This is a genomic window from Baekduia alba, assembly GCF_028416635.1.
In the GTDB taxonomy this organism is placed as follows: domain Bacteria; phylum Actinomycetota; class Thermoleophilia; order Solirubrobacterales; family Solirubrobacteraceae; genus Baekduia; species Baekduia alba.
The window spans coordinates 90110-111381 of sequence record NZ_CP114013.1; the positions used below are offsets into that span (position 1 = coordinate 90110).

General features: G+C 73.9%; 21 protein-coding genes. 11 read left to right on the plus strand and 10 right to left on the minus strand.

Annotation, left to right across the window (positions count from 1 at the left end; all coding sequences use genetic code 11):
- Window positions 1-4 precede the first annotated feature (4 nt).
- The 5 genes from DSM104299_RS00440 to DSM104299_RS00460 are packed head-to-tail and all read left to right on the plus strand — an operon-like array spanning window position 5 to window position 6051.
- A complete protein-coding gene (locus DSM104299_RS00440; RefSeq protein ID WP_272475309.1) occupies window positions 5-757 on the plus strand; it encodes a phosphosulfolactate synthase in 753 nt (250 codons plus the stop codon).
- A complete protein-coding gene (locus DSM104299_RS00445) occupies window positions 754-1299 on the plus strand; it encodes a histidine phosphatase family protein (RefSeq protein WP_272475310.1) in 546 nt (181 codons plus the stop codon). Before DSM104299_RS00440 ends, DSM104299_RS00445 begins: the two co-directional genes overlap by 4 nt.
- Window positions 1296-3173, plus strand: a complete 1878-nt coding sequence (locus DSM104299_RS00450) for a FlgD immunoglobulin-like domain containing protein (protein WP_272475311.1) — start codon at window positions 1296-1298, stop codon at window positions 3171-3173. Before DSM104299_RS00445 ends, DSM104299_RS00450 begins: the two co-directional genes overlap by 4 nt.
- On the plus strand, window positions 3152-4657 hold the full coding sequence (locus DSM104299_RS00455) for an O-antigen ligase family protein (RefSeq protein WP_272475312.1): 1506 nt from the start codon (window positions 3152-3154) through the stop codon (window positions 4655-4657). The genes DSM104299_RS00450 and DSM104299_RS00455 overlap by 22 nt, the downstream gene beginning before the upstream one ends.
- The gene (locus DSM104299_RS00460; RefSeq protein ID WP_272475313.1) at window positions 4654-6051 is read left to right on the plus strand and encodes a hypothetical protein; all 1398 of its coding nucleotides are present in this window, start codon (window positions 4654-4656) and stop codon (window positions 6049-6051) included. The genes DSM104299_RS00455 and DSM104299_RS00460 overlap by 4 nt, the downstream gene beginning before the upstream one ends.
- A gap of 8 nt (window positions 6052-6059) precedes the next feature.
- On the opposite strand, the gene DSM104299_RS00465 is transcribed toward DSM104299_RS00460, so the two are convergent.
- Together DSM104299_RS00465 and DSM104299_RS00470 are read right to left on the minus strand one after the other, a co-directional pair.
- Window positions 6060-6563 carry a GNAT family N-acetyltransferase gene (locus DSM104299_RS00465; RefSeq protein WP_272475314.1) on the minus strand — a complete coding sequence of 168 codons (504 nt, stop codon included), beginning with the start codon at window positions 6561-6563 and terminating at the stop codon, window positions 6060-6062.
- On the minus strand, window positions 6560-7615 hold the full coding sequence (locus DSM104299_RS00470; protein WP_272475315.1) for a glycosyltransferase family protein: 1056 nt from the start codon (window positions 7613-7615) through the stop codon (window positions 6560-6562). The genes DSM104299_RS00465 and DSM104299_RS00470 overlap by 4 nt, the downstream gene beginning before the upstream one ends.
- A 50-nt stretch (window positions 7616-7665) precedes the next feature.
- Between DSM104299_RS00470 and DSM104299_RS00475 the strand changes: the two genes are divergently transcribed.
- Window positions 7666-9237 carry a lipopolysaccharide biosynthesis protein gene (locus tag DSM104299_RS00475; protein ID WP_272475316.1) on the plus strand — a complete coding sequence of 524 codons (1572 nt, stop codon included), beginning with the start codon at window positions 7666-7668 and terminating at the stop codon, window positions 9235-9237.
- Between the two features lie 257 nt (window positions 9238-9494).
- Here the strand turns inward: DSM104299_RS00475 and DSM104299_RS00480 are convergent, their stop codons facing one another.
- From DSM104299_RS00480 to acpS, 7 genes are read right to left on the minus strand one after another with little or no spacing between them, the layout of a single operon-like run.
- Entirely contained in the window at window positions 9495-10433 is a 939-nt protein-coding gene (locus DSM104299_RS00480; RefSeq protein ID WP_272475317.1) for a glycosyltransferase, read from the minus strand.
- A gap of 6 nt (window positions 10434-10439) precedes the next feature.
- Window positions 10440-12716 carry a glycoside hydrolase family 2 protein gene (locus tag DSM104299_RS00485; protein ID WP_272475318.1) on the minus strand — a complete coding sequence of 759 codons (2277 nt, stop codon included), beginning with the start codon at window positions 12714-12716 and terminating at the stop codon, window positions 10440-10442.
- Window positions 12700-13635, minus strand: a complete 936-nt coding sequence (locus DSM104299_RS00490; protein WP_272475319.1) for a DUF1839 family protein — start codon at window positions 13633-13635, stop codon at window positions 12700-12702. Before DSM104299_RS00490 ends, DSM104299_RS00485 begins: the two co-directional genes overlap by 17 nt.
- Window positions 13632-14576, minus strand: a complete 945-nt coding sequence (locus DSM104299_RS00495) for an amino acid--[acyl-carrier-protein] ligase (protein ID WP_272475320.1) — start codon at window positions 14574-14576, stop codon at window positions 13632-13634. The genes DSM104299_RS00490 and DSM104299_RS00495 overlap by 4 nt, the downstream gene beginning before the upstream one ends.
- 4 nt (window positions 14577-14580) lie before the next feature.
- Window positions 14581-15756: an acyl-CoA dehydrogenase family protein gene (locus DSM104299_RS00500; RefSeq protein WP_272475321.1), complete on the minus strand. Its 1176-nt coding sequence runs from the start codon at window positions 15754-15756 to the stop codon at window positions 14581-14583.
- Complete coding sequence (locus DSM104299_RS00505; RefSeq protein ID WP_272475322.1) at window positions 15753-16001, minus strand: acyl carrier protein; 249 nt, start codon at window positions 15999-16001, stop codon at window positions 15753-15755. The genes DSM104299_RS00500 and DSM104299_RS00505 overlap by 4 nt, the downstream gene beginning before the upstream one ends.
- Window positions 16002-16061: 60 nt before the next feature.
- Window positions 16062-16427 carry a holo-ACP synthase gene (gene acpS, locus DSM104299_RS00510; RefSeq protein WP_272475323.1) on the minus strand — a complete coding sequence of 122 codons (366 nt, stop codon included), beginning with the start codon at window positions 16425-16427 and terminating at the stop codon, window positions 16062-16064.
- 32 nt (window positions 16428-16459) lie between these two features.
- Between acpS and DSM104299_RS00515 the strand changes: the two genes are divergently transcribed.
- Window positions 16460-16948, plus strand: a complete 489-nt coding sequence (locus DSM104299_RS00515; RefSeq protein ID WP_272475324.1) for a GNAT family N-acetyltransferase — start codon at window positions 16460-16462, stop codon at window positions 16946-16948.
- Here DSM104299_RS00515 and DSM104299_RS00520 read toward each other — a convergent pair.
- A complete protein-coding gene (locus DSM104299_RS00520) occupies window positions 16945-17343 on the minus strand; it encodes a hypothetical protein (protein WP_272475325.1) in 399 nt (132 codons plus the stop codon). The two genes, DSM104299_RS00515 and DSM104299_RS00520, sit on opposite strands and share 4 nt — an antisense overlap.
- A 117-nt stretch (window positions 17344-17460) precedes the next feature.
- Between DSM104299_RS00520 and DSM104299_RS00525 the strand changes: the two genes are divergently transcribed.
- Genes DSM104299_RS00525 through DSM104299_RS00540 form a run of 4 tightly spaced genes read left to right on the plus strand, consistent with a single transcriptional unit; the run spans window position 17461 to window position 21266 of the window.
- Window positions 17461-18573 carry a glycosyltransferase family 4 protein gene (locus DSM104299_RS00525; RefSeq protein WP_272475326.1) on the plus strand — a complete coding sequence of 371 codons (1113 nt, stop codon included), beginning with the start codon at window positions 17461-17463 and terminating at the stop codon, window positions 18571-18573.
- Window positions 18570-19667 (plus strand): glycosyltransferase family 2 protein, encoded by a 1098-nt coding sequence (locus DSM104299_RS00530; protein ID WP_272475327.1) that lies wholly within the window; start codon window positions 18570-18572, stop codon window positions 19665-19667. The genes DSM104299_RS00525 and DSM104299_RS00530 overlap by 4 nt, the downstream gene beginning before the upstream one ends.
- Before the next feature lies 1 nt (window position 19668).
- A complete protein-coding gene (locus DSM104299_RS00535; RefSeq protein ID WP_272475328.1) occupies window positions 19669-20271 on the plus strand; it encodes a sugar transferase in 603 nt (200 codons plus the stop codon).
- Window positions 20268-21266, plus strand: coding sequence for an ATP-grasp domain-containing protein (locus DSM104299_RS00540; protein ID WP_272475329.1), 999 nt, complete (start codon window positions 20268-20270; stop codon window positions 21264-21266). Before DSM104299_RS00535 ends, DSM104299_RS00540 begins: the two co-directional genes overlap by 4 nt.
- Window positions 21267-21272 lie beyond the last annotated feature (6 nt).

Genomic DNA, 21272 nt, shown 5'->3' on the forward strand with positions numbered 1-21272 from the left:
GCCCGTGGCCGGCTTCCTCGACCTCCCCGAGCGCAGCCTCAAGCCGCGCGACCGCGGGCTCACGCACGTCCTGGACAAGGGCCTGTCGTGCGCCGAGGTCGACGGGCTGATGGAGGTCGCCGGCGACGCCGTCGACATCGTCAAGCTCGGCTGGGGCACCGCGCTGGTCACGGGCAACCTGATCGACAAGCTCGCGCGCTACAAGGCGCACGGCATCCCGGTCGTTCTCGGCGGCACGCTCACCGAGATCGCGCTGCGCGACGACCGGCTCGACGGCCTGATCGCCTGGTGCAAGGAGCTCGGGATCGGCCACGTCGAGGTCTCCGACGGCACGATCGCGCTGGACGGCGAGCGCAAGCGCGCGATCGTGGCGCGACTCGCGCGCGAGTTCACGGTCTTCTCCGAGGTGGGCTCCAAGGACGACGAGCGGATCATGGCCCCGTACCGCTGGGTCGAGGAGATCGAGGCCGAGCTGGCGGCGGGCGCCTGGAAGGTGATCGCCGAGGCGCGCGAGTCCGGCACCGCCGGGATCTTCCGCCCCGACGGCGAGGTCCGGATGGGCCTGATCGACGAGATCGTCCACGCGATCGACCCGGCGCGCCTGATCTTCGAGGCGCCGCAGCGCGCCCAGCAGGTCTGGTTCCTCAAGCGCTTCGGCCGCGAGGTCAACCTCGGCAACATCGCGCCGGCCGACGTCCTGTCGCTCGAGACGCTGCGGCTCGGCCTGCGCAGCGACACGATGGAGATCGAGGGATGAGCGCGCACGGCGTCTTCCTCGCCCGCCACGGGGAGACCGACTACAACGCCGCGCGGCGCTTCCAGGGCCACCTGCCGGTGCCGCTCAACGCCCGCGGGCGCGAGCAGGCCCAGGAGCTGGCGCGCGTCGCCGCCCAGCAGGAGTGGGCGACGCTGATCTGCTCGCCGTTGGCCCGGGCGCGCGAGACGGCCGACATCGTCGGCGCCGCGATCGGCCACCACCCGATCGAGGACGCGCGCTTCGCCGAGACCGACTGCGGCATCTGGACCGACCGGATGTTCGACGACGTGCAGCGCGACGAGCCGGAGCTGTTCGCCGCCTACCTGCGCGCCGACCCGGACTTCGCGTTCCCCGGCGGCGAGTCGTTCGCCCAGCAGCAGCTGCGCGTCCTGGAGGGCATCGACGCGGCCGCTCAGGGCCCGCGCCCGGCGCTGGTCGTCAGCCACCGCGGCTCGATGCGCCTGGCGCTCGCCGCGCTGCACGACGACGACGCCCATCGTGCGGCGGCGATCCCCAACGCGTCGCTGGTGGAGCTCCCGTGACCGCCACCAGACGGGCCCCGCTGATCATCTTCGGAGTCCTCGTCGCCGCGACCTTCGCGGCGTTCTTCGTGGCGCAGCGGCTGAAGAACGCGCCGAGCGTGGTGCAGTCGCTGCAGATCGCCACCGACGGTGTCCCGCCGATCATCTCGCCCAACGGCGACGGTCGCCGCGAGCGCGCGCACATCACGTTCAAGCTCAAGAAGGCCGACAACGCGGCCGTCCACATCATCAACGCCGACGGCGACGTGATCCGGACGTTGATGGACCGCCACCTCGGCGCCTACCAGCCGATCGTCCCGTCGCTGAGCTGGGACGGCCGCGACGACGACGGCCAGCTCGTCCCCGACGGCCGCTACCGCATCAGCATCACGCTCAGCCACCTCGGCCGCACGGTCATCTCGCAGCGCACGATCCTCAAGGACACGACGCCGCCGCGGCCGCGCGTGCTGTCGATCGGGCCGGTGCGCACCTACGGCCCCGAGCTGCTGCCCGAGCCGAGCGGCAAGCCGGCGAAGGTCAACTTCCTGGCGGCGCAGCGCAAGCCCAAGATCATGGTGTTCAAGACGTCGCCGAGCGCGCCGCGCCTCGTGCGCACGGTCGTCGAGCCGGACATCAAGCAGGGCGCGACGAGCTGGGCGTGGGACGGAACCAACGACGCCGGCCGCCGGGTCTCGCCGGGCACCTACCTCGTGGTCCTGCAGTGGCGCGACCCGGCGGGCAACATCGGCACGTCCGCGCCGCTGGACCGCGCCGGGCTGCCGATCCTCACCCGCGGCAAGCTGCCCGGCCACGGCGGCATCACCGTCCGCTACCTCGGCGCGCAGACGCCGGTGACGCCGGTCAAGGCGCGCGAGACGGTCCCGATCCAGGTCGACGCGCGCCAGCAGCGGTACTCGTGGACCGTCCACGCGGTCGGCGACCCGACGGTCCGCGCCCGTTCCAACAAGCCCAAGACGACGCCGAACGTGCGCTTCCAGGCGCCCGGCGGCAAGTCGCGGCTCTACGTCTTCACCGCGCACACGTCCACGCGCTCGACGCGGGTCGTGTTCCCGATCCAGGCGCGCCAGGCGGTCGCGGGCACGGCGGCCAAGCCCAAGGGCGTGTTGGTGGTGTTGCCCTACACGACGTGGCAGGGGCGCAACACGGGCGACGACGACGGCGACGGCGCGCCCAACACGCTCGACCTCGGCGGGCCGGTGCGGCCCGTGCGGATCATGGCCGGCGACGGCCTGCCGCAGGGCTTCACCGAGCAGGAGGGGCCGCTGACGCAGTGGCTGGACCGCAACGGCAAGCGCTATGACATCACCACCGACTTCGCGCTCGCCTCGGGCCGCGGGCCGGCGCTCGCCGGCCACCACGGCGTCCTGATCCCGGGCGACGCGCGCTGGCTGCCGGCGAAGGTCCGCGTCGCGCTGCGGGCGTTCGTCAAGGCCGGCGGGACCGTGGTCTCGACCGGGACGGACTCGCTGCGCCGCAGCGTCGCGCTCGACGCCAAGCACCGCCTGGCCGAGCCGTCGCCGCGCAAGCCAACTGACCTGTTCGGCGAGCGCATCGGCGCGTTGCAGGCCAAGACCACCGACTTGACCGTGTTCGACCAGGACACGAAGCTCGACCTGTTCAAGAACTCCAACGGCGTCTTCAAGGCCGTGCCGTCCTGGGAGCCCACCGAGGGCACCGGTGAGGAGGCCGACCAGCTGTCGACCGCCGTCACCGACCAGAAGTACGGCGCCAAGCCCGTCGTCGTGGCCGCGCGCTTCGGCCAGGGCCTGGTCATCCGGCCCGGCTACCCGTCGTTCGCGCAGCGCCTCTCCGCCAACTCCGACCCCGCCACCAGCGCGCTGATGGCCCGGATGTGGACGCTCCTCTCCCACTGATCCTCGCCGCCCTCTTCGCCGCCGGCGCCGTCGTGGCGCCGCGGGCCCGCTGGCGCGCGTGGTCGACGCTCGGCGCCCTGGTGCTCGCGCCGGCGCTGCTGATCTCCGACATCTGGGACACCGACCAGGTGCGGCCGCTGCGCGACCATCCGTCGCTCGCGCTCGCCGCGGTGGTCGTCGGCCTCGGCGCCCTGGCGGGGCTGGCCGTGCTGTTCGACCGCCACCCGACGTGGTTCCCGCTGGCCGCGGCCGCGGCGATCCCGTTCCGGGTGCCGATCGCCAGCGGCGGCTCGACGGCGAACCTGCTCGTGCCGCTGTACGTGGTCGTCGGCGCGGGCGCGCTGGCCTACGCGATCCCGCGGATATTCGGCCCGCCCTCCCCGCGCGGCGACGAGCCGGAGCGCAAGGCGACGCTGCTGGAGTGGCTGCTCGCCGCCTCGGTCGTGTTGTACGCCTTGCAGGGCTGGTACTCCGACGACTTCGACAAGGCGCTGGAGAACGTCGTCTTCTTCTACGTGCCGTTCGCGCTGCTGTTCGCCCTGCTCGCGCGGATCCCGTGGTCGCGCAAGCTGGCGGTGCAGGTGCTGGGCGTCCTGGCGGTGCTCGCGGTGGCCTTCGCGTGCGTGGGCTTCGTCGAGTACGCGACGCGCCACCTGTTCCTGAACCCCAAGGTCATCGCGTCCAACCAGTTCGAGTCCTACTTCCGCGTCAACTCGCTGTTCTTCGACCCCAACATCTATGGGCGCTTCCTGGCGATCGTGATGCTGGGGCTGGCCGCGGTGCTGATCTGGACCTCGCGAGCACGCGACATGTGGATCGTCACCGCGGTGCTCGCGGTGCTGATGGCCGGGCTGGTGCTGACGCTGTCGCAGTCGAGCTTCGCGGCGCTGTTGTTGGGGCTGTTGGTCCTGGCGGGGGCGCGCTGGAGCCCGCGCTGGGCGGTCGGCGTCGGCGCGACCGCGCTGGTGGTCGGCGCGCTGTTCGTGCTCGTCGCGCCGTCGTCGGTCCGGCTGGACCTCAGCTCGTCCAAGGGCGCCGACACCGCGACCAGCGGCCGCTACGACCTGCTCAAGGGCGGCGTGGACCTGTTCGCCGACAAGCCCCTGAAGGGGTACGGCTCGGGCGCGTTCTCGCGGGCCTACCGCCGGGCCGAGAACGGGTCGGCCGAGCGCGCGGTCTCCGCGTCGCACACGATCCCGATCACGGTCGCCGCCGAGCAGGGCATCGGCGGGTTGTTGGTGTACATCGCACTGCTCGTCGCGGGCTTCACGGCGCTGCTGCGCGGCGTGCGGGGCGACCCGGTCCGGGCCGCGATCGCCGCCGCGTTCGCCGGCCTGGTGCTGCACACCTGGAGCTACGCGTCGTTCCTGGAGGACCCGCTGACCTGGGCGCTGCTCGGCGTCGGCCTGGCGCTGTCGCTCGTGCCGCGCCGGCGCCGGCGGCCGGAGCCCGAAGCGGCCCCGGCGCCCGCCCCCGCCGCATGAGCGCCCGCCGCGCGGAGCTGCTGGTCGTCGGCGCGCTGGCCGTCGCCGCGATCCTCTTCTGGGCGCTCGTCCCGACCTATCCGAACTACGACGCCTACTACCACCTGGCCTGGGGACGGGAGATCGTCGGCGGCCACCTGCCGGGGTTCGAGGCCTACCAGGCGCCGACGCAGCATCCGCTGTACCTCGCGATCTGCGCGGTCCTGGGCCTGTTCGGGCAGCACGCCGACCGGTTGCTCGTGCTGTTCACCTGCCTCTGCCACGTCGCGTTCACCTACGCCGTCTACCGGCTGGGGACGGCGATCTGGGACCGGCGCGCCGGGCTGGCGGCCGCGGTGCTGGCGGGCTCGTCGTTCGCGCTGCTCCTCTACGCGGCGCGCGCCTACGTCGACGAGCCGTTCCTGGCGCTGGTGCTGTGGGCGGCGGCGCTGGAGGCCGAGCGGACCGTGCGCGGCGATCGCGGCGGCACGGCGCCGGTCTGGGTCCTGCTCGTCCTCGCCGGCCTGCTGCGCCCCGAGGCGTGGCTGCTGGGCGGCGCCTACTGGCTGTGGCTGGCGTGGCCGTCGCGGCGGCTGGACTGGCGCACGCTGCCGCTCGTCGTCGCGGCGCCGCTGACCTGGTGCGCGATCGACGCGCTCGTGACCGGCGACCCGCTGTTCTCGCTGCACGCGACCTCCGACCTGGCCGACGAGCTGAACCGCTCGCGCTCGTTCTCCGAGGTCCCCGGCGACTTCGTCTCGTTCCTGGCCGACACCGCGCGGCTGCCGGTGGCGCTGGCCGCGGTGGCCGGCGCGATCTGGTCGCTGCGCCGCCGCGACTTCCGCGCCGCGCACGTGCCGCTCGCGCTCTTCCTCGCGGGGTCGTTCACGTTCTTCGCGACGTCGGTCGCGGGCCTGTCCGTGCTCCCGCGCTACCTCACCGTGCCCGCCGTCGCGCTCTGCCTGCCCGCCGGCTACCTGGTGACGCGCACCCGCGCGCTCTTCGCGCTCGCGGTCGTCGCCGGGGTCGCGTTCGTGATCGTCCGCGCCGACGCCTTCGACAAGCTCGCCACCGAGCTGCGCTTCATCCGCTCCACCCACGACGACCTCGTCGCGGTGTTGCACACCAAGTCGGTACGCGACGGCCGGGCGTGCGGGCCGGTGACGCTGCCCAACTACCGCCTCGTCCCCGACACCCGCTGGATCCTCGACGCCAGCCAGAAGCAGGTCGGCTCCCGCTCCGCCGTCCAGCGCAAGCACGGCGTCGCCCTCCTCCTCGTCGGCGAGAAGCTCCTCCGCCGCTACGGCTTCGCCGACGGAGCGAGCCCGAAGACCAACGGGCCGCCGGACGGGTTCGTCCGCGGCGACCGTCGCGGTGGCTTCACGGCGTACGTCGGCTGTTCGGGGCGGGGCTGAGGTGGCCCTCAGCGCCGTCCCGTGTCCCTGAGCACGACGAACGTCGCGGTGAAGCCCTCGCGCTCGTAGAAGCGCAGGGCGTCGTGGTTGCTGGCCACCGCGGTGAGGGAGAGCTGGGCGTAGCCCCGGCGCTCGACCTCGTCGCGGACGAGCGCGATGAGGCGGGCGCCGAGGCCGGTGCCGCGGGCCTCGGGCAGGAGGCTGAGGGTCTCGAGGTCCGCCCCGAGGCCGTCGCCCTCCCACGTCGGCGAGCCCTGCTGCTCGACGCGGACGAACGCGTAGCCGACGGCCCGATGCTGGCGGCGGGCGAGCAGGACGAAGGCGCGCTCGTCGCCGAGCCACGCCTCGTACTGCGCTCGGCGACGGCGCCAGGACTCGTCGTCCTCGCGGACCGGGCCGAGGTCGGGCGCGATCTTGTTGTGGTGGTTGCGCAACGCGAGCCAGAGCGGCCGGACCTGGTCCAGCAGCTCGGCGCGGCCGCGGACGATCTCGATGTCGTCGCTCGCGCTCACGTGATCCCCAGCGCGCGCAGCCGCCGCCACAGCGGGTCGTTCTGCGACGACGCCGTCTGCTCCAGCGCCCACGCGCGCAGCTCCAGGTCGGGCGCGGTGCGGCGGCCGGCCTGCTCCACCAGCGCGGCGGCGAACGCGTCCGCGTCGGCGGCGGTCGTCACGGCGTCCGACCACGTCTTCACGCCCGCCAGCTCCGGCGCGACCGTCCGGCGGCCGAGGCGCGCGTACTTGAGGATCCGGTAGGGCAGGCCCGCGTCGTTGAACGGCTCGACCCGGAACGGGACGATGCCGACGTCGGCGCACAGGATCAGGCGGGCGGCCTCCTCGTCGGTCCGGCTGCTGAGCCACACGAAGCCGGGATGCGCCCGGCACCAGGCGTAGTCCTCGTCGCCCTTGGCCTCGTCGTCGTGCCAGGCGCCGACGAGCAGCAGCGTCAGCCGCGAGCCGAGGCGCTCGCCGACCGCGCGCAGCAGCGCCCAGTCGGTCCGCCAGCCGAGGTGGCCGAGCGAGACCGCGACGACGTGGTCGGTCGGGTCGGGTGCCGGGAACGCGTCGGCGGCGAGCGGGACGAGCTGCGCGTCGCGCCCGGCGTCCTGCTCCAGGCGCAGCAGCTCGTCGCTGGCCACGAACGTCAGCGACGACAGCGACGCGGCCGCCTCGTGCATCTCGGTCAGCCGCGCGCGCAGGTGCGGCTTGGCATCGTACGCGTGCTCGTAGCGGTCCCAGCGGCCGTACCAGAGCTCGCAGTCGGGCATCCGCTGCAGGATCGCCCGCGCGAGCAGCACCTGGACGGGGTGGAAGATCACGATGACCTTGGGTCGGTCGCCGTTGCGGCGCAGCACCTTCAGCAGCCGCCGGGCGACGCGGTTGGCCATGCGGTCGCCCACCGCGTGGGGCAGCCGGGCGAACGCGCCGTACGGGATCCGCGGCGGATCGACGGCGACCACGCCATCCGCGCGCAGCAGGTCCTCGGCCTGGTCGCGCAGGATGAAGCCCTCCAGCGGACGCGGGAGGAGCAAGAGGCAGAGGGGACGCAGCTCGGTCGGGGCCATGGGGCGGAGCGCAGCGTAGCCAGCGCGCCGTCGGTACCGTGCCCTCGCGCATGGCCGGGCTGCTTCGCCGCGATGCCGCCCGCGACCCCGATAGCGTGCCGTGGCCGATGGCCGGGCTGCTTCGCCGCGATGCCGCCCGCGACCCCGATAGCGTGCCGTGGCCGATGGCCGGGCTGCTTCGCCGACTTCTAGCGAGCACGTTCGCCTACCAGGCGCCGAGCATCCTCTCGAGCCTGCTGGCGCTCATCACGCTGCCGCTTTACACGGGCCACCTGAGCACGGCCGACTACGGCTACGCCGAGAACCTGCTCACGGCGATCATCTTCACGTCGATCCTGCTGCGCTTCGGGATCGGCGAGGCGTTCGTCCGGTTCTGGTTCGACGACGAGGACCACGCGCGGCGGCTGGACCTCGCCCGCACGGTGACCGCCTGGACGCTGTACGCGTCGACCGCCTTCTGCCTCGTCGCGCTCGTCTTCGCCGCGCCGCTGTCGCGCCTGATCCTCGTCGACGAGAACGTCGGCCTGATGCGGATCGGCATCTTCGGCCTGTGGGCGTTCACGAACCTGGAGGTCGCCAACGCGCTGCTGCGCGTCGAGGAGCGGCTCAAGACCTACGTGATCGCGGCGGTCGCCAACATCCTGCTGACGGTCACGCTGACGGTGACGCTCGTCGTGATCCGCGACGACGGCGCCAACGGCTACGTCTTCGGCAACTACGGCGCGTCGACGGTGATCCTGATCGCCCTGTGGATCGTCATGCGCGACCGCGTGTCGTTCCGGCCGCCGCGCCGGACCGTCGCGCTGCTGCGTTTCGGCGGCCCGACCGTGCCGGCCGACGCGGCGGCGTTCGCGCTCAACGTCCTGGACCGGACCTACCTCATCCACGCGCAGTCCCCGGACGCCGCGGGCCGCTACGGCTTCGCGGCGAAGCTCTCGACGGTCGTGATCGTCGCGGTGCGCGGCTTCCAGGCCGCGTGGCCGCCGCTGGCGTACTCGGTGACCGACGAGGCGCAGGCCGCGCGGCTCTACGCCCGCGTGACGACGCTGTACGTCGCCGTGACCGGCACCGTGGTCTGCGGCGTGCTGCTCGTCGGCCGCTGGGCGGTCCGCGCGCTGGCCAGCGACCCCTCGTACTACGGCGCCAGCGCGGCGCTGCCGTGGGTCGCGCTCGGCTGGGCGCTGTACGGGTTGGTGTTGGTGTTGATCACGGTCGCGGGGCGCGCGAAGGTGACGACCCGGAACTTCCCGGCGACCGCGGCCGGCCTGGTGGTCAACGCGGTGTTGTTGGTGACGTTGGTCGGGCCGCTCGGGATCGCGGGCGCCGGCATCGCGCTGTGCGGCGCCTACGTCGTGATCGTGGCCACGTTGTACCTGTTGACCCGGCACCTGTTCGCGGTCCCGTTCGAGTGGGCGCGCCTGAGCGCCGCGGTGGCCGTCTTCACGGTGATCGGCGTCGGCGGCGAGCTGCTGCTGCCGACCCAGGGCGCGACCGGGCTGATCACGCGCTTCGCGCTGCTGCTGCTCGTCCCGCCGGCGCTCGTCGCGGCGCGCGTCGTGACGGTCGCCGAGCTCAAGCGCCTCGGCGAGCTGCGCCGCCGCGGCGAGCCCGCGACGACCTGATCCTCGCGCCGGGCCCTGCGGCCCGCGGCGTCTCGGCCACGAGGCGCCGCGGGTCGGTCGGGTCCGGCGGGGCGCCGCGTCGCCCTTCATCCCCAGCGGACCCAGCGTGCATGCCGATCCACCTCGCGGCGTCCGTTCGACCATAACCCTCGGGCGAAAGGCGCGGGATGCGATCCAATCCAACATTCGTCCGGGGCCGAACCGAAAATGGGGACGTCAACGCGCCGAAGTTGCGGCGCAATGGGAAGAGCCGGGAACTAGAGCGTCGGGCCGCCGCGGTTGAACTCGTGGGCCGCTTCGCGCAGGCCCTCGCCGCGCGAGGGGCGCAGCGTCGCGGTGACGTGGCGCCAGTAGCGCTTCGGGTCGTGCCCGGGGGCGACCGTGGCGACCCCGGCCCGAACGGCGTACGCCCACGCGGTGAGCAGCCGGACGACGAACGCGGCGCCCGCCGAGTGGTGCTTGCGCATGTAGCGGTCGCGGTTGCGGGAGAGCTCGACGATGCGCCGCTCCGGCACCGCGCCGGTCGACAGCTGCTCGTGGTGGATCGCCTCGGCGGTCGGCACCCAGAGCGTGTGCCAGCCGGCGTCGGCCAGGCGGCGGCAAAAGTCGACCTCGTCGGAGTAGACGAAGAACTGCGGGTCGAACCAGCCGATCTCGCGCGCGGCGTCGCGGCGGACGAGCAGCGCGGCGGACTGCGCCCAGTCGACGCGGCGCGTGCGGCGCCCGCGCGACTGGACCGTGAGCCGCTTGTGCAGGAACAGCGCGCCGACCAGCGCGGTCGCGGGCGTCGGGAAGCGCCAGGCCGACGGCTGCACGCGGCCATCGGGGCGCAGCAGCTTGGCGCCGGCCGCGGCGGCCTCGGCGTCCTCGACCAGCGCGCGGTGCAGCGTGGCGGTCGCGCCGGGCCGCAGCTCGGAGTCCTCGTTGAGCAGCAGGCAGAACCGGCCGCGCGCGCGCTGGAGCAGGTGGCTGTCGTTCTCGCCCTTGCCGCGGCGCTGGTCGAGCGCGACGACCTCGGTCACGGTCGCGTGGCCCCTCGCCGCGCCGGCGGAGCCGTCGGTCGAGGCGTTGTCGAGGACGAGCACCTCGGTCGGGAACGGCAGCGCCTCGCGCTCGGCCGCGAGCGCGTCGAGGCAGTGGACCAGCAGCTCGCGCTGGTCGGTGTTCACGACGCAGAAGGAGACCTCGACGCCCAAGGCGCGTCAGGGTTTCAGATCCGGCGCGACGACCGGTGACTCACCGATGAGGTTGAGCGCTGTGACGGTCGCTCCGGCGAGGCGGGCGCCGGGCGTGAGCGGGCGCAGCGCGATCGTGCGCGGGACGCCGGGCGTGAGCGTGAAGGCGTCGTCGGCCGGGGCGAAGCCGGGGGCAGAGAGGCGCACGCCCCAGGCGACGCGGTCGGTGGCGAGCGTCACCGCGCGGTCGCCGTCGTGCGTCGCGGTCAGCGTGAACGCGGTCGGCTCCGTCGGCGGCCCGAGCGGGAAGTGGGTGGCCTGGGCGAGTGGCGCGCCGGCGACGCGCAGCGTCGCAACGACCGTGTCATGGGCGGGGGAGCCGAAGCGGTAGGCGTAGGAGACGTCGAGGAAGCGGCCGAGGAGGCCTTCGACGTTGACGTGCTCGGCAGCGTGGGGCGGGAGGCGCAGCGCCGTCGTCGCCTCGGCGATCGCGCGCGTGCCGTCGGCGAGGACCGCGACCTCGAGCTCGGCGTCCAGGGCCTCCGGGCCGTCGTTGGCGACGTGGACGTCGAGGCCGTTCATGCCCTCGTCGACGATCCACACGGCACGCGGCGCGAGCGCGCGGCGCAGGTGGGCGAGCGCGACCTTCGGCCGCCCCGCGGCGTCGAGCACGCCCCAGCCCGCGCCGGGGCGGAGGTCGCGCGACCACAGCACGATGCCGCCGCCGCACGGCGAGGCGCGCCGCCGCCACTCGCCGAAGACCAAGGCCATCATCTCGCCGCTGACCTCGCGGCTGAGCGCGAGGTAGCGCTCGCGGTCGACGTCCGCCGCCGTCACGCCGTAGCGCTCGCGGAGGTAGTGGTCGCGCACGTCGGCGAAGTCCCAGTCGGCGCCGACGTCGCGCATGACGCCCTCGCCGTCGGCGACGTCGCCGTCCGGGACGTTCGCGAACGCCAGGCACTCCGAGGCGAACCGGACACCGGCCGTCCGCGCGTCGCTGAGCGGGCGCCGGTAGCCGCCGACGCCGAAGTAGTTGGCGACCCCGCTGCCCGGGTGGAACGGCAGCGGCCCGCCGCTCGGCGCGCTCGGGACGTAGGGCACGTCCACGCCGGCCGCACGCGCCAGCCCGGGCAGCAGCCCTCCGAACAGCTCGCCGCGGCCGATCCCGTCTCCACCCACCCCGACCCCGAACATCGCCGCCTGCTGCTCGACCTCGCTGTTGCCGCACAGCGCGACGAGGCTCGGCCGGCCGCCGACGCGCGCGAGCACGGCGCGCGCCTCGTCGACCACCTGCGCGCGGAAGTCCTCGTCCTCGATCGGGTAGTCGAGGTTGGCGAACATGAAGTCCTGCCAGACCAAGAGCCCCAACTCGTCGCAGAGGTCGTGGAACGTGACGTCCTCGTAGACGCCGATCCCCGGGATCCGGACGAGGTTGATCCCGGCGTCGCGCAGCGTCTCGAGCGTCGCGCGGACCTCGCCCTCGGGCACCGGCGTCCACACGACGCCGCGGGCGAAGACCGGGACGTCGTTGACCGCGAGCGCGGCGACGTCGTCCGACAGCGTGCGGAAGCCGGTGCGCCCGACGCCGACAGGTTGCCCGTCGTCGAGGACCAAGGACACGTCGTGCAATGCCGGCGTGCCGTGCGTGTGCGGCCACCACCGGGCCGGATCGACCACCCGCACTTCTCCGGTAAAGCGGCCGTCCTCGCCCGCCGCCAGCTCGGCCCGGGCGTCGCCCACCACCGCCTCCACCCGCGCGGCCGCGCCCGCCAGCCGCACCGACACCGCGACGACGCCGTCGCCGCCCTCGATCCGCGGCCGCAGCGTGACGTCCTCGACCGTCGCGGCGCTCGCCGCACGCCGCACGAGCCACACCGGCCGCCACGGGCCGACCGTCGGCGGCCCCGGCGCGAACCCGGGCGCCCGGCCCACCACGCTCGTGCGGACGAAGCGCAGCGCGCCGCCGTTCTCCACCACCTTGGTCCGCCACCGCTGGCGCGGGCGCCTGGGCCGGTCGGCCAGCAGCTCCTCCTCGCTCGCGCAGCGGATCGTCAGCGTGTTGACCCCCACCAGCAGCGCGGTCACGTCCGCCTCGGCGCCGGCGAACATCGAATCGCCGCGCGCGAGCTCGGTGCCGTTCAGCTCCGCCGTCCACGCGGTCGCGACGCCGTCGAACACGAGCGACACCCGCTCGCCCGCCGGGCCGTCCGCGGCGTCGAAGGCCAGCGTGAACGTCTGCCCCGACCGCGTGAAGCCGTCGAGCCGCCGGACCGCGATCCCGTCCTGCTCAGGCCAGCGCGGCATCCAGCTCGCCGGTGGCCTGCTCCCACGCGGCGGCGAGGCCGTCGACGACCGGCGCGGGGTCGAAGACCTTGCGCCGCGCCAGCTTCAACGACAACAACTTGCTCGCGCCGACGATGTCGTCCATCGCACCCGCCGCGCCCTCGCCGTCCGGGCCCAGCAGCCAGCGCACGTGCGCGGCCAGCAGGTCGAAGCCCGAGCCGACCATCCGGACGGTCGCGAACGCGTACGCGTGGTAGCCCGCCGGGTCGCCGGCCAGCAGCGCCGGCAGGTCGCGCTCCAGCGCCGCGCCGAAGCGGGCGAACGGGTTCGTCGCCGGGCGGCGGGCCAGGTGGTGGACGAGCAGCGCGCGGGCCGCCGCGCGCAGCGCGGCGCCCTCCAGCGCCGGGCCGGCGTCGAAGCGCACGAGCTCGGTGTACGGAGGCAGCTCGCCGCCGCCGGAGAAGACGCCACGGTAGTCCTCGCCGCTCAGCTCGTAGCGCCCGGCATTGTGGAAGTAGCGCAGCCACTGCGCGTCGCGGTCGATCGCGTCGACCGCCACCGAGGTCTTGACGTGGTCGGTCCGGTACGCGGTCGCCGCCGTGTCCGGCAGCCACCACGAGTCGAGCTCGACGATGATCGTGCGCCCGGCCGCCAACTGGTCGGCGATCTGGTCGGGCAGCGGCCGGTAGGGCTGCATCTCGTGGATGTCGATCCCGTACAGCCGCTCCAGGTCGCCCGGCGCGGGCTTGAAGAACGTCCACTGGTCGCCCTCGAAGTCCATGCGCACGTTGATGCCCAGCGCGGCCAGCGGCTCCAGCCCGCGCGCGTGCAGTAGCTCGACGACGACGTCGGTGTAGCAGTTGGTCTCGACGTAGGTGCGACCCGGCTGGTGAACCGGGTGCGGCGTGTAGGACGACACCTCGGCGCCCACCGCGCTCACGCCTCGGCGCCCCACAGCAGCGCGCGCACGTCCGCCGGCCAGGCGGCCACGTCGAGCCCGTGCGTGCGCAGCAGCGCGAGCACGATCCGCTCGTGGCCGAAGCCCAAGCACGCGGTGTGCGCGTCGCCGCCGTCGGCGGTCGTGATGCCGTACAGCGCGGAGAAGTGGTCCTGGTGGTAGTTGAAGGACGCGATCGCCGTCGGCTCGGGATCGGTGATCTCCACCAGGATCTCGAACTTCAGCGCCTGCTCGCGCTGGGACGCGGCCATCATCCGGCCCGAGCGCCCGAAGAACGGGTCGTTGGCCACGTCGAAGCGGGCGGCCAGGCCCAGGTCCACCAGCAGCTGCAGCGCGCGGTCGCGCCAGCCGTCGCGCCAGGTCTGCACGGTCTCGGGCTCGGCGATCCGGACCAGCTCGCGCATGTGGAACATCTGCAGCCGCGCCGGGTCGCCGGAGGGCTCGTGGCGGAACGCGTAGGACGCGCCCGGGTCGATCGTCAGGCCGCCGGCCGGCAGCGTGCCGCGGCGCGCGACCGCGGGGTAGACCGGGTAGCAGACGGCCGGGGTGAGGCAGAGCTCGCTCTGGTGCTGGTGCTCGGACCAGTCCTCGTGGCGCCCGGCGACCTCGGCCATGCCGCGCGCCTGGGCCTCGGTGCCCTCGAACGCGAAGACCGAGCCGGCCAGGTGCGGGAAGTTCTCCAGGTAGCCGAGATCCTCGATCTGCTGGCGCGGCAGGACCGGCGGGAAGCGCAGGACCTCCGGAGTCTCACCCGCGGCGAGCGCGGCGCGCGTGACGTAGGCGTCGAAGCGCTGGCGGACGTCCTCGTAGTCGCTGCCGCGGCCGTAGACGCCGGGCACGCCCGACGGGATCAGGTGCCCGGCTTCGACCAAGGCCTCCATCAACTGCGCCTGATCCGCAGACGCCTCGCGGTACGCGGCCATGGCGCTAGACCTCCTTGGCGATCAGCAGCAGGCCGGCGTTGGTCTGGTGGATGCGCTCGTTGGCGACCATCAGCGACGCGGACATCGAGTCGCGCAGGTGGCGCCCGATGCTGAACGGCGTGTCGTTCTTGAAGCCGACGATGCCGCAGACGCCCATCGCCTGCTGGCAGACGCGCGGCGCCTGCTCGGAGGCGGCGAGCTTGAGGTTGTTGAAGCGCAGGGCGAAGGCCATCGTCGACAGCCGCTCGCGGTCGGCCTCGGCCTCGGTCCAGTCCTGCATCGCGCTGTGGACCTCGGCGCGCAGCAGCGACAGCTGGGTCATGACGTGCGACAGCTTCATCGCGGCCGGGACCGGCTCGCCGGGCGCGCGGCGCGCGGCGGCGCGCACGAAGGCGCGGGCGCGGTCGAACGCGTCGGTCGCGATCCCGAGCCAGATGTGCGACCAGAGCAGGTGGCTGATCGGGACCATCGACTCGGTGGAGATCGACGGGAACGGCGCGCCCATGACCTGCGCGACCGGCACCTCGGCGCGCACGACGTAGCCGGGCGAGCACGTGCCGCGCATGCCGAGCGGGTCCCACGTGCCGGTCGGCTCCAGCGTCGTGTCGCTTTGGCGGGCCAGCACCGCGACCTGGTCGCCGGGGCCGGCGTCCGGGCTGGCGCGCAGCGTCACCAGCAGGTCGTCGGCGTAGGCGCCGTAGGAGACGGTCGGCGCCTGCTTCTCGAACGTCGCGCGGGCCGGGTCGCCGTCGATGGGCGTGAGCGCGGCGACCGAGCGGCTCATGTCGCCGCCGGTGCCGACCTCGGAGGTCACGGAGGCGATCAGGCGCTGGTCGGCGACCAGCTCGCGCAGGTAGTCCTCGAACCACGGCGAGCCGTCGAGGTGGCGGACGATCGTCGCCACCTGGATCTGGTGCATGGCGAAGACCATGGCGCTGGCGCCGCAGCGGCGGCCGAGCACGAAGCAGGCCTGGGCGACGGCCTCGAAGGAGATGCCGTCCCCGCCGTACTCGGCCGGGACGAGCGCCGAGAGCGCGCGCTGCTCGCGCAGCGCGTCGATGGTCTCGGTGGGGAAGCGGGCGCCGCGGTCGACGTCGTCGGCGTGGACGGCCGCGATCGCGTCGGCGAGCTGGTCGATGCCGGCGAGGAAGGCGGCGTCGCGGTCGGCGGCGACGGTCATGCGACCTGCACGTCGAGCTGGCTGAGGGCGGACGAGATCGAGCCGACCGACTCGAAGACGCTGCGCTTGAGCATCTCGTCGGGGAACTCCACGTCGTAGGCGTCCTCGAGGGCGAGCATGACGTTCACGCTCGCGTGCGAGGTCATTCCGGCCTCGTACAGGCTGTCGTCGTCGGACAGCGTCGTGACATCGACGCTCAGGCGACCGTGCTCGGAGACGATCTCACGGACTGCGGGGAAAGACACGCTCCTGATTATCGGTGCCCCGCCGCAAGATCTTGACCGCTGGATGAAAGGGTCGCCGGCCTATGTCCCCACGACGACCGCCGCGGCGTACTCGTCTTCGTGGGTGAAGCTCAGCGCCAGCTCGGTGAGGCCCGCCTGACGGGCCAGCGCGGCGGCGGCTCCGTGCAGCGCGATCGCGGGCGCCGCGTCCGGGTTGCGGACCACCTCGATCGCCAGCCACGGCAGCGCGTCGTCGGCGCGCGGTTGCAGGACTTTCATGGTCGCCTCCTTGGCCGCGAAGCGCGCGGCGAGGCGCAGCGGGTCGCCGCCGCACTGCTCCTGCTCGGCCGGCGTGTAGACGCGGTCCAGGTACCGCGCGCCGTGCTCGGCGAGCGCGTCCTGCACCGTCGCGGCCTTGACGAGGTCGATCCCGACGCGGAGGGGCATCGTCGGCGAGCCTACGGCGTAGGGTCAGGCGCGTGACCGCATCCCTCCACCTCGAGCCCTGGAGCGACGCGGACGCGGGCCTGCTCGCGGCGCTGAACGGCGACGAGGCGCAGATGGCGCACGTCGGCGGCGCGGAGACGGCGGAGAAGATCGCCGAGCGCCAGGCGCGCTACGTGGTCGACCCGGGGCAGTACGCCGTGGTCGACGGCGACGGCGCGCGCACCGGCTGGGTCGGCTTCTGGGAGCGCGAGTGGCGCGGCGCGACCGTCTACGAGATCGGCTGGTCGATCCTGCCGGCCTTCCAGGGCCGCGGGCTGGCGTCGGGTGGGACGCGGCTGGCGATCGCGGAGGCCCGCGCGGCCGGCGGCGCCGCCGCGATCCACGCCTTCCCGGGCGTCGACAACGCCGCCTCCAACGCGGTCTGCCGCTCTGTCGGCTTCACGCTGGTCGAGGCCGGCCTGGAGCTCGAGTACCCGCCGGGGACCACGATGGCCTGCAACGACTGGCGCCTGGCGCTCTAGTTGGGCTGGCTCGGGCGGCGGTAGGTCAGCCCGAAGTCGCGGACGTAGGCGCCGTCGCGGTGGGCCTCCCAGGCGCCGTCGATCGTCGTGCCGTCGGCGCTGAGCGTCGCGCGGAAGCGCTGCGCGAAGTCCGGGGCCGGCGGGTGGCGCTCGAGCGTCCAGAGGCCGTCGGCGAAGGTCATGGCGTACTGGCGGACCACGCCGCGCGAGTCGAAGTAGTACTGCAGGAACGTGCCGTCGGGGTTGGCCCCGATCAGCGCGTGCAGATCGGGCGCGACGGCGACGCCCGGCACCTCGGCGCGCTGGAGCAGGAAGGCGCCGCCCAGGACCGGCTCGAAGCGCGTCGTCGCCGGGGACCGCCGGTCGGCGGCAGCTCGGGCGCCTCGACGATCCACTCGCCCAGCAGCGGCGCGAGCGCGGCCAGGCCGTCCTTCGGATGATCGGTCATGGGGCTGAGACGACGCGGGCGCGCCGGACTGAGCGGTCGCGGGGCCCGGTAGCGTGGCTCCCCGGTGCGAGTAGACGTCGTCGACCCCTCCGCGTTCACGCCGCCCTACGACCGCGCCCTCGCGGCCGCGCTCGCTCGCGCGGGCGCGCAGGTCCGGCTGGTCACGAGCCGCTTCGCCTACGGCGACGTCCCGCCGGCCGAGGGCTACGGGGTCGACGAGCGGTTCTACCGGCGCGCCGCGGGCGTCGGCGCGCCCGGCTCGAAGGCGCGGCTGGTCGCCAAGCTCGCCGAGCACGTGCCCGAGATGGTGGCCTACGCGCGCGGGGCCGCGCGCGCCGCCGACGTCGTGCACTTCCAGTGGCTGACCGTCCAGCCGCTCGACGTCCACCTGCTGCCGCGCGGCGTCCCGACCGTGCTGACCGCCCACGACGTCCTGCCGCGCGAGCCGCGCGCGGGCCAGCTCCGCGCCCAGCGGCGCCTCTACGAGCGCGTCGACCACGTCGTCGTCCACTCCGCGCACGGCGCCGCCCGGCTCACCCGCGAGCTGGGGATCGACCCGGCGCGCGTGACGGTCATCCCGCACGGCGCGTTCACGCACCTCGCGGCGCTCGACGCCCGCCTGCCGCCCGAGCTGGCGCCGGGGCCGGACACGCCCGTCGTCGCGCTCCCCGGCCTGCTGCGCCGGTACAAGGGGGTCGACGTCCTCCTCGACGCGTGGCGCCGCTTCGGCGCCGACCCGCCGGGCGAGCTGTGGATCGTCGGGATGCCGCGCATGCCGCTGCCCGACCCGGCCACGCTGCCGCCCGGCGTCCGGATCGTCGCGCGCTTCGTCGACGACGCCGAGCTGGCCGGCGTCCTGCGCCGCGCCGACCTGATCGCGCTGCCCTACCGCGCGATCGACCAGTCCGGCGTCCTCTACGCCGCGCTCGGCCTCGGCCGCCCGCTGCTGCTGAGCGCCGTCGGGGGCTTCCCGGAGGTCGCGGCGACCGGTGCTGCAGAGCTGGTGGCGCCCGACGACCCGGCCGCGCTGCACGCCGCGCTGGCGACCCTGCTGGCGGACCCGCGGCGCCGCGCCGCGCTGGCGGCCAGCGCGCAGGAGGCGGCGCGCACGACCTACTCCTGGGACGCCATCGCGCAGCAGCATCTGGCCCTGTACGCCATGCTCAGGCGCTCGTGAGGCGCGGCATCTTCTGGACATCGGCGGCCCTGCTCGGCTGGGCGCAGGTCGGCTACGGCGCGGCGCTCGCCGCGCTCCGGCCGCGCGTCGAGCAGGCCTGGCCCGACCAGGTCGACGACACCGCGCTGCCCACCGTCTCGCTGATCGTCGCCGCGCACGCCGAGCGCGACGTCATCGCCGCCAAGGTCGCCAACGCGCTCGCGCTCGACTACCCGCGCGACCGGCTCGAGGTCGTCGTGGCCTGCGACGGCTCGACCGACGGGACGCCGGAGGCGGCGCGCGCCGCCGGGGCCGACGTCGTCCTCGACCTCCCGCGCGGCGGCAAGGTCCGCGCGCAGGACGCGGCGGTCCGGCGCGCGACCGCCGACGTCGTGGCGTTCTCCGACGCGAACGCGCTCTGGGCGCCCGACGCGCTGCGCCGCCTGGTCGCGCCGTTCGCGACCGACCCGAGGATCGGCTACGTCTGCGGCCGCGTGACGTTCGTCAACCCCGACGGCGGCACGAACCAGGAGGGCGTCTACTGGCGCTACGAGATGTTCCTGCGCGCCCGCGAGTCCGACCTCGCCTCGGTCACCGCCGGCAACGGGGCGATCTACGCCACGCGCCGCGACGCCTACGTCGAGGTCGACCCCGTCATGGGCCACGACCTCAAGTTCCCCTTCACCCTGGTCCGGATGGGCTGGCGCTGCGTCGAGCAGCCGCAGGCCCACGCGACCGAGCGAATGGTCCCCGACGTCGAGGGCGAGGCGGCGCGCAAGCGGCGCATGATGAGCCACGCGTGGGCGATCGTCCTGCACGGCGGCCTGCTGAACCCGCGCGGCTGGCCGGCCAAGTACACCATGATGATCGCCAGCCACCGCTGGCTGCGCTACTTCGGCCCGGCGCTGCACCTCGTCGCGCTCGCCACCGCGCCGAGGTGGCTGCGGCGCGCGCAGCTCTTAGGGCTGGCCGCCGCCTTCGCGCCGACGCGCGCCCGGCCCGTCCTCCTCGCCAAGTACTACATCCTGACCCAAGGCTCGATCGCGCTCGGGCTCGTCGACCACGTCCGCCACGGCACCGCCGCCGGTTGGGACCCGCCGGAGGGAACCCGCTGAGATGAACGAACCCCTGCGCCGCGCGTTCGACGTGCTCGTCTCGGCGACCGTCCTGCTGCTCACCAGCCCGATCGTCGCGCTGGCGGTCGTCGCGATCCGGCTGGAGTCCAAGGGCCACCCGATCTACCGCCAGCACCGGGTCGGAAAGGACGGCGCGCCGTTCGACGTGCTCAAGCTGCGCACGATGGTCGCGGGCGCCGAGCGCATGGGCGCCGGCCTCGCGGTCGACGACGGCGACAGCCGCATCACGCGCGTCGGCGCGCTGCTGCGCCGGACGTCGATCGACGAGCTGCCGAACCTCGTCAACGTCCTCAGGGGCGAGATGTCGATCATCGGCCCGCGCCCGACGGTCCCGGTCCAGGTCGCGCAGTACACCGACCGCCAGCGCGGCCGCCTGGCGCTCAAGCCGGGCATCACCGGCTGGGCGCAGGTCAACGGCCGCGCGTCGCTGCCGTGGCCGCAGCGCATCGAGCTGGACCTCTGGTACGTCGAGCACGCGAGCCTGGCGCTCGACGTCCGGATCCTGTGGCTGACGGCGCGGATGCTGGTCACCGGCCACGGCCTCTACAAGGGCGAGACGGGCGGATGGGTGGACCCCTCATGAGCAGGTCGGTGATGTTGACCGGTACGGGCAAGCGCTATGACATCGTCAGCGCGTTCGCCCAGCACACCAAGGTCGTCGCGTGCGACCCCAACCCGCTGGCGCCCGCCCAGTACGCGGCGACGGTCCGGACGTCGGTCCCGCTGATCAAGGACCCCGACTACGTCCCGGCGCTGCAGCGCCTGGTCGCCGAGCACGACGTCGGCGCGATCGTCCCGCTGACCGACCTCGACATCGACGTCCTGGCCCACGCCCGCGCCGACGGCCGCCTGCCCGAGGCGCTGGTCCCGGACCCGGTCATCGCCGAGCACACCTACGACAAGTACGCCTGCCACGAGCTGCTCCAGCAGCACGGGCTGCCGTCGCCGCCGACCGTCAAGCCGGCGGACATCGACGCCGCGCCGTTCCCTGTGATGGTCAAGCCGATCCACGGCTCTGGCGCGCGCAACATCTTCCCGGCCGCCGACGCGCGCGAGGCGGCGTTCTTCGTCGACTACATCGACGAGCCCGTCATGTTGCAGCGGTTGATGGACGGCCCGGAGTTCTCCATCGACTGCCTGAGCGACCGCGACGGCCGCTGCCTCAACGCGATCCCGCGCACGATGCTCGAGTCGCGCGGCGGCGAGTCGATCAAGGGCACCATCATCGCCGACGCCGAGCTGGTCGACCTCGGCTGCCGGACGGTCGAGGCCTTCGGCGTCCGCGGCCCCGCGACCGTGCAGGTCTTCCGCGACAAGGACATCGGGTTGGGGATCACCGACGTCAACACGCGCTTCGGCGGCGCGTTCCCGGCGCCGGTCTACGCGGCGCGCCCGGGCCAGAGCTACCCGGAGCTGATCGCCCGGATGGCCGACGGCGAGACGATCGCGCCGCACGTCGGCGACTTCCAGGCCGGCACGACGTTCACGCGGTACTTCTGGCAGCTCGAGCTGGACGCCGAGCTGGCGCCGACCGGGCGGGACATCGTCGCGCCGCCCGGTCCGCCGGTCCCGTCCTAGGCGGTT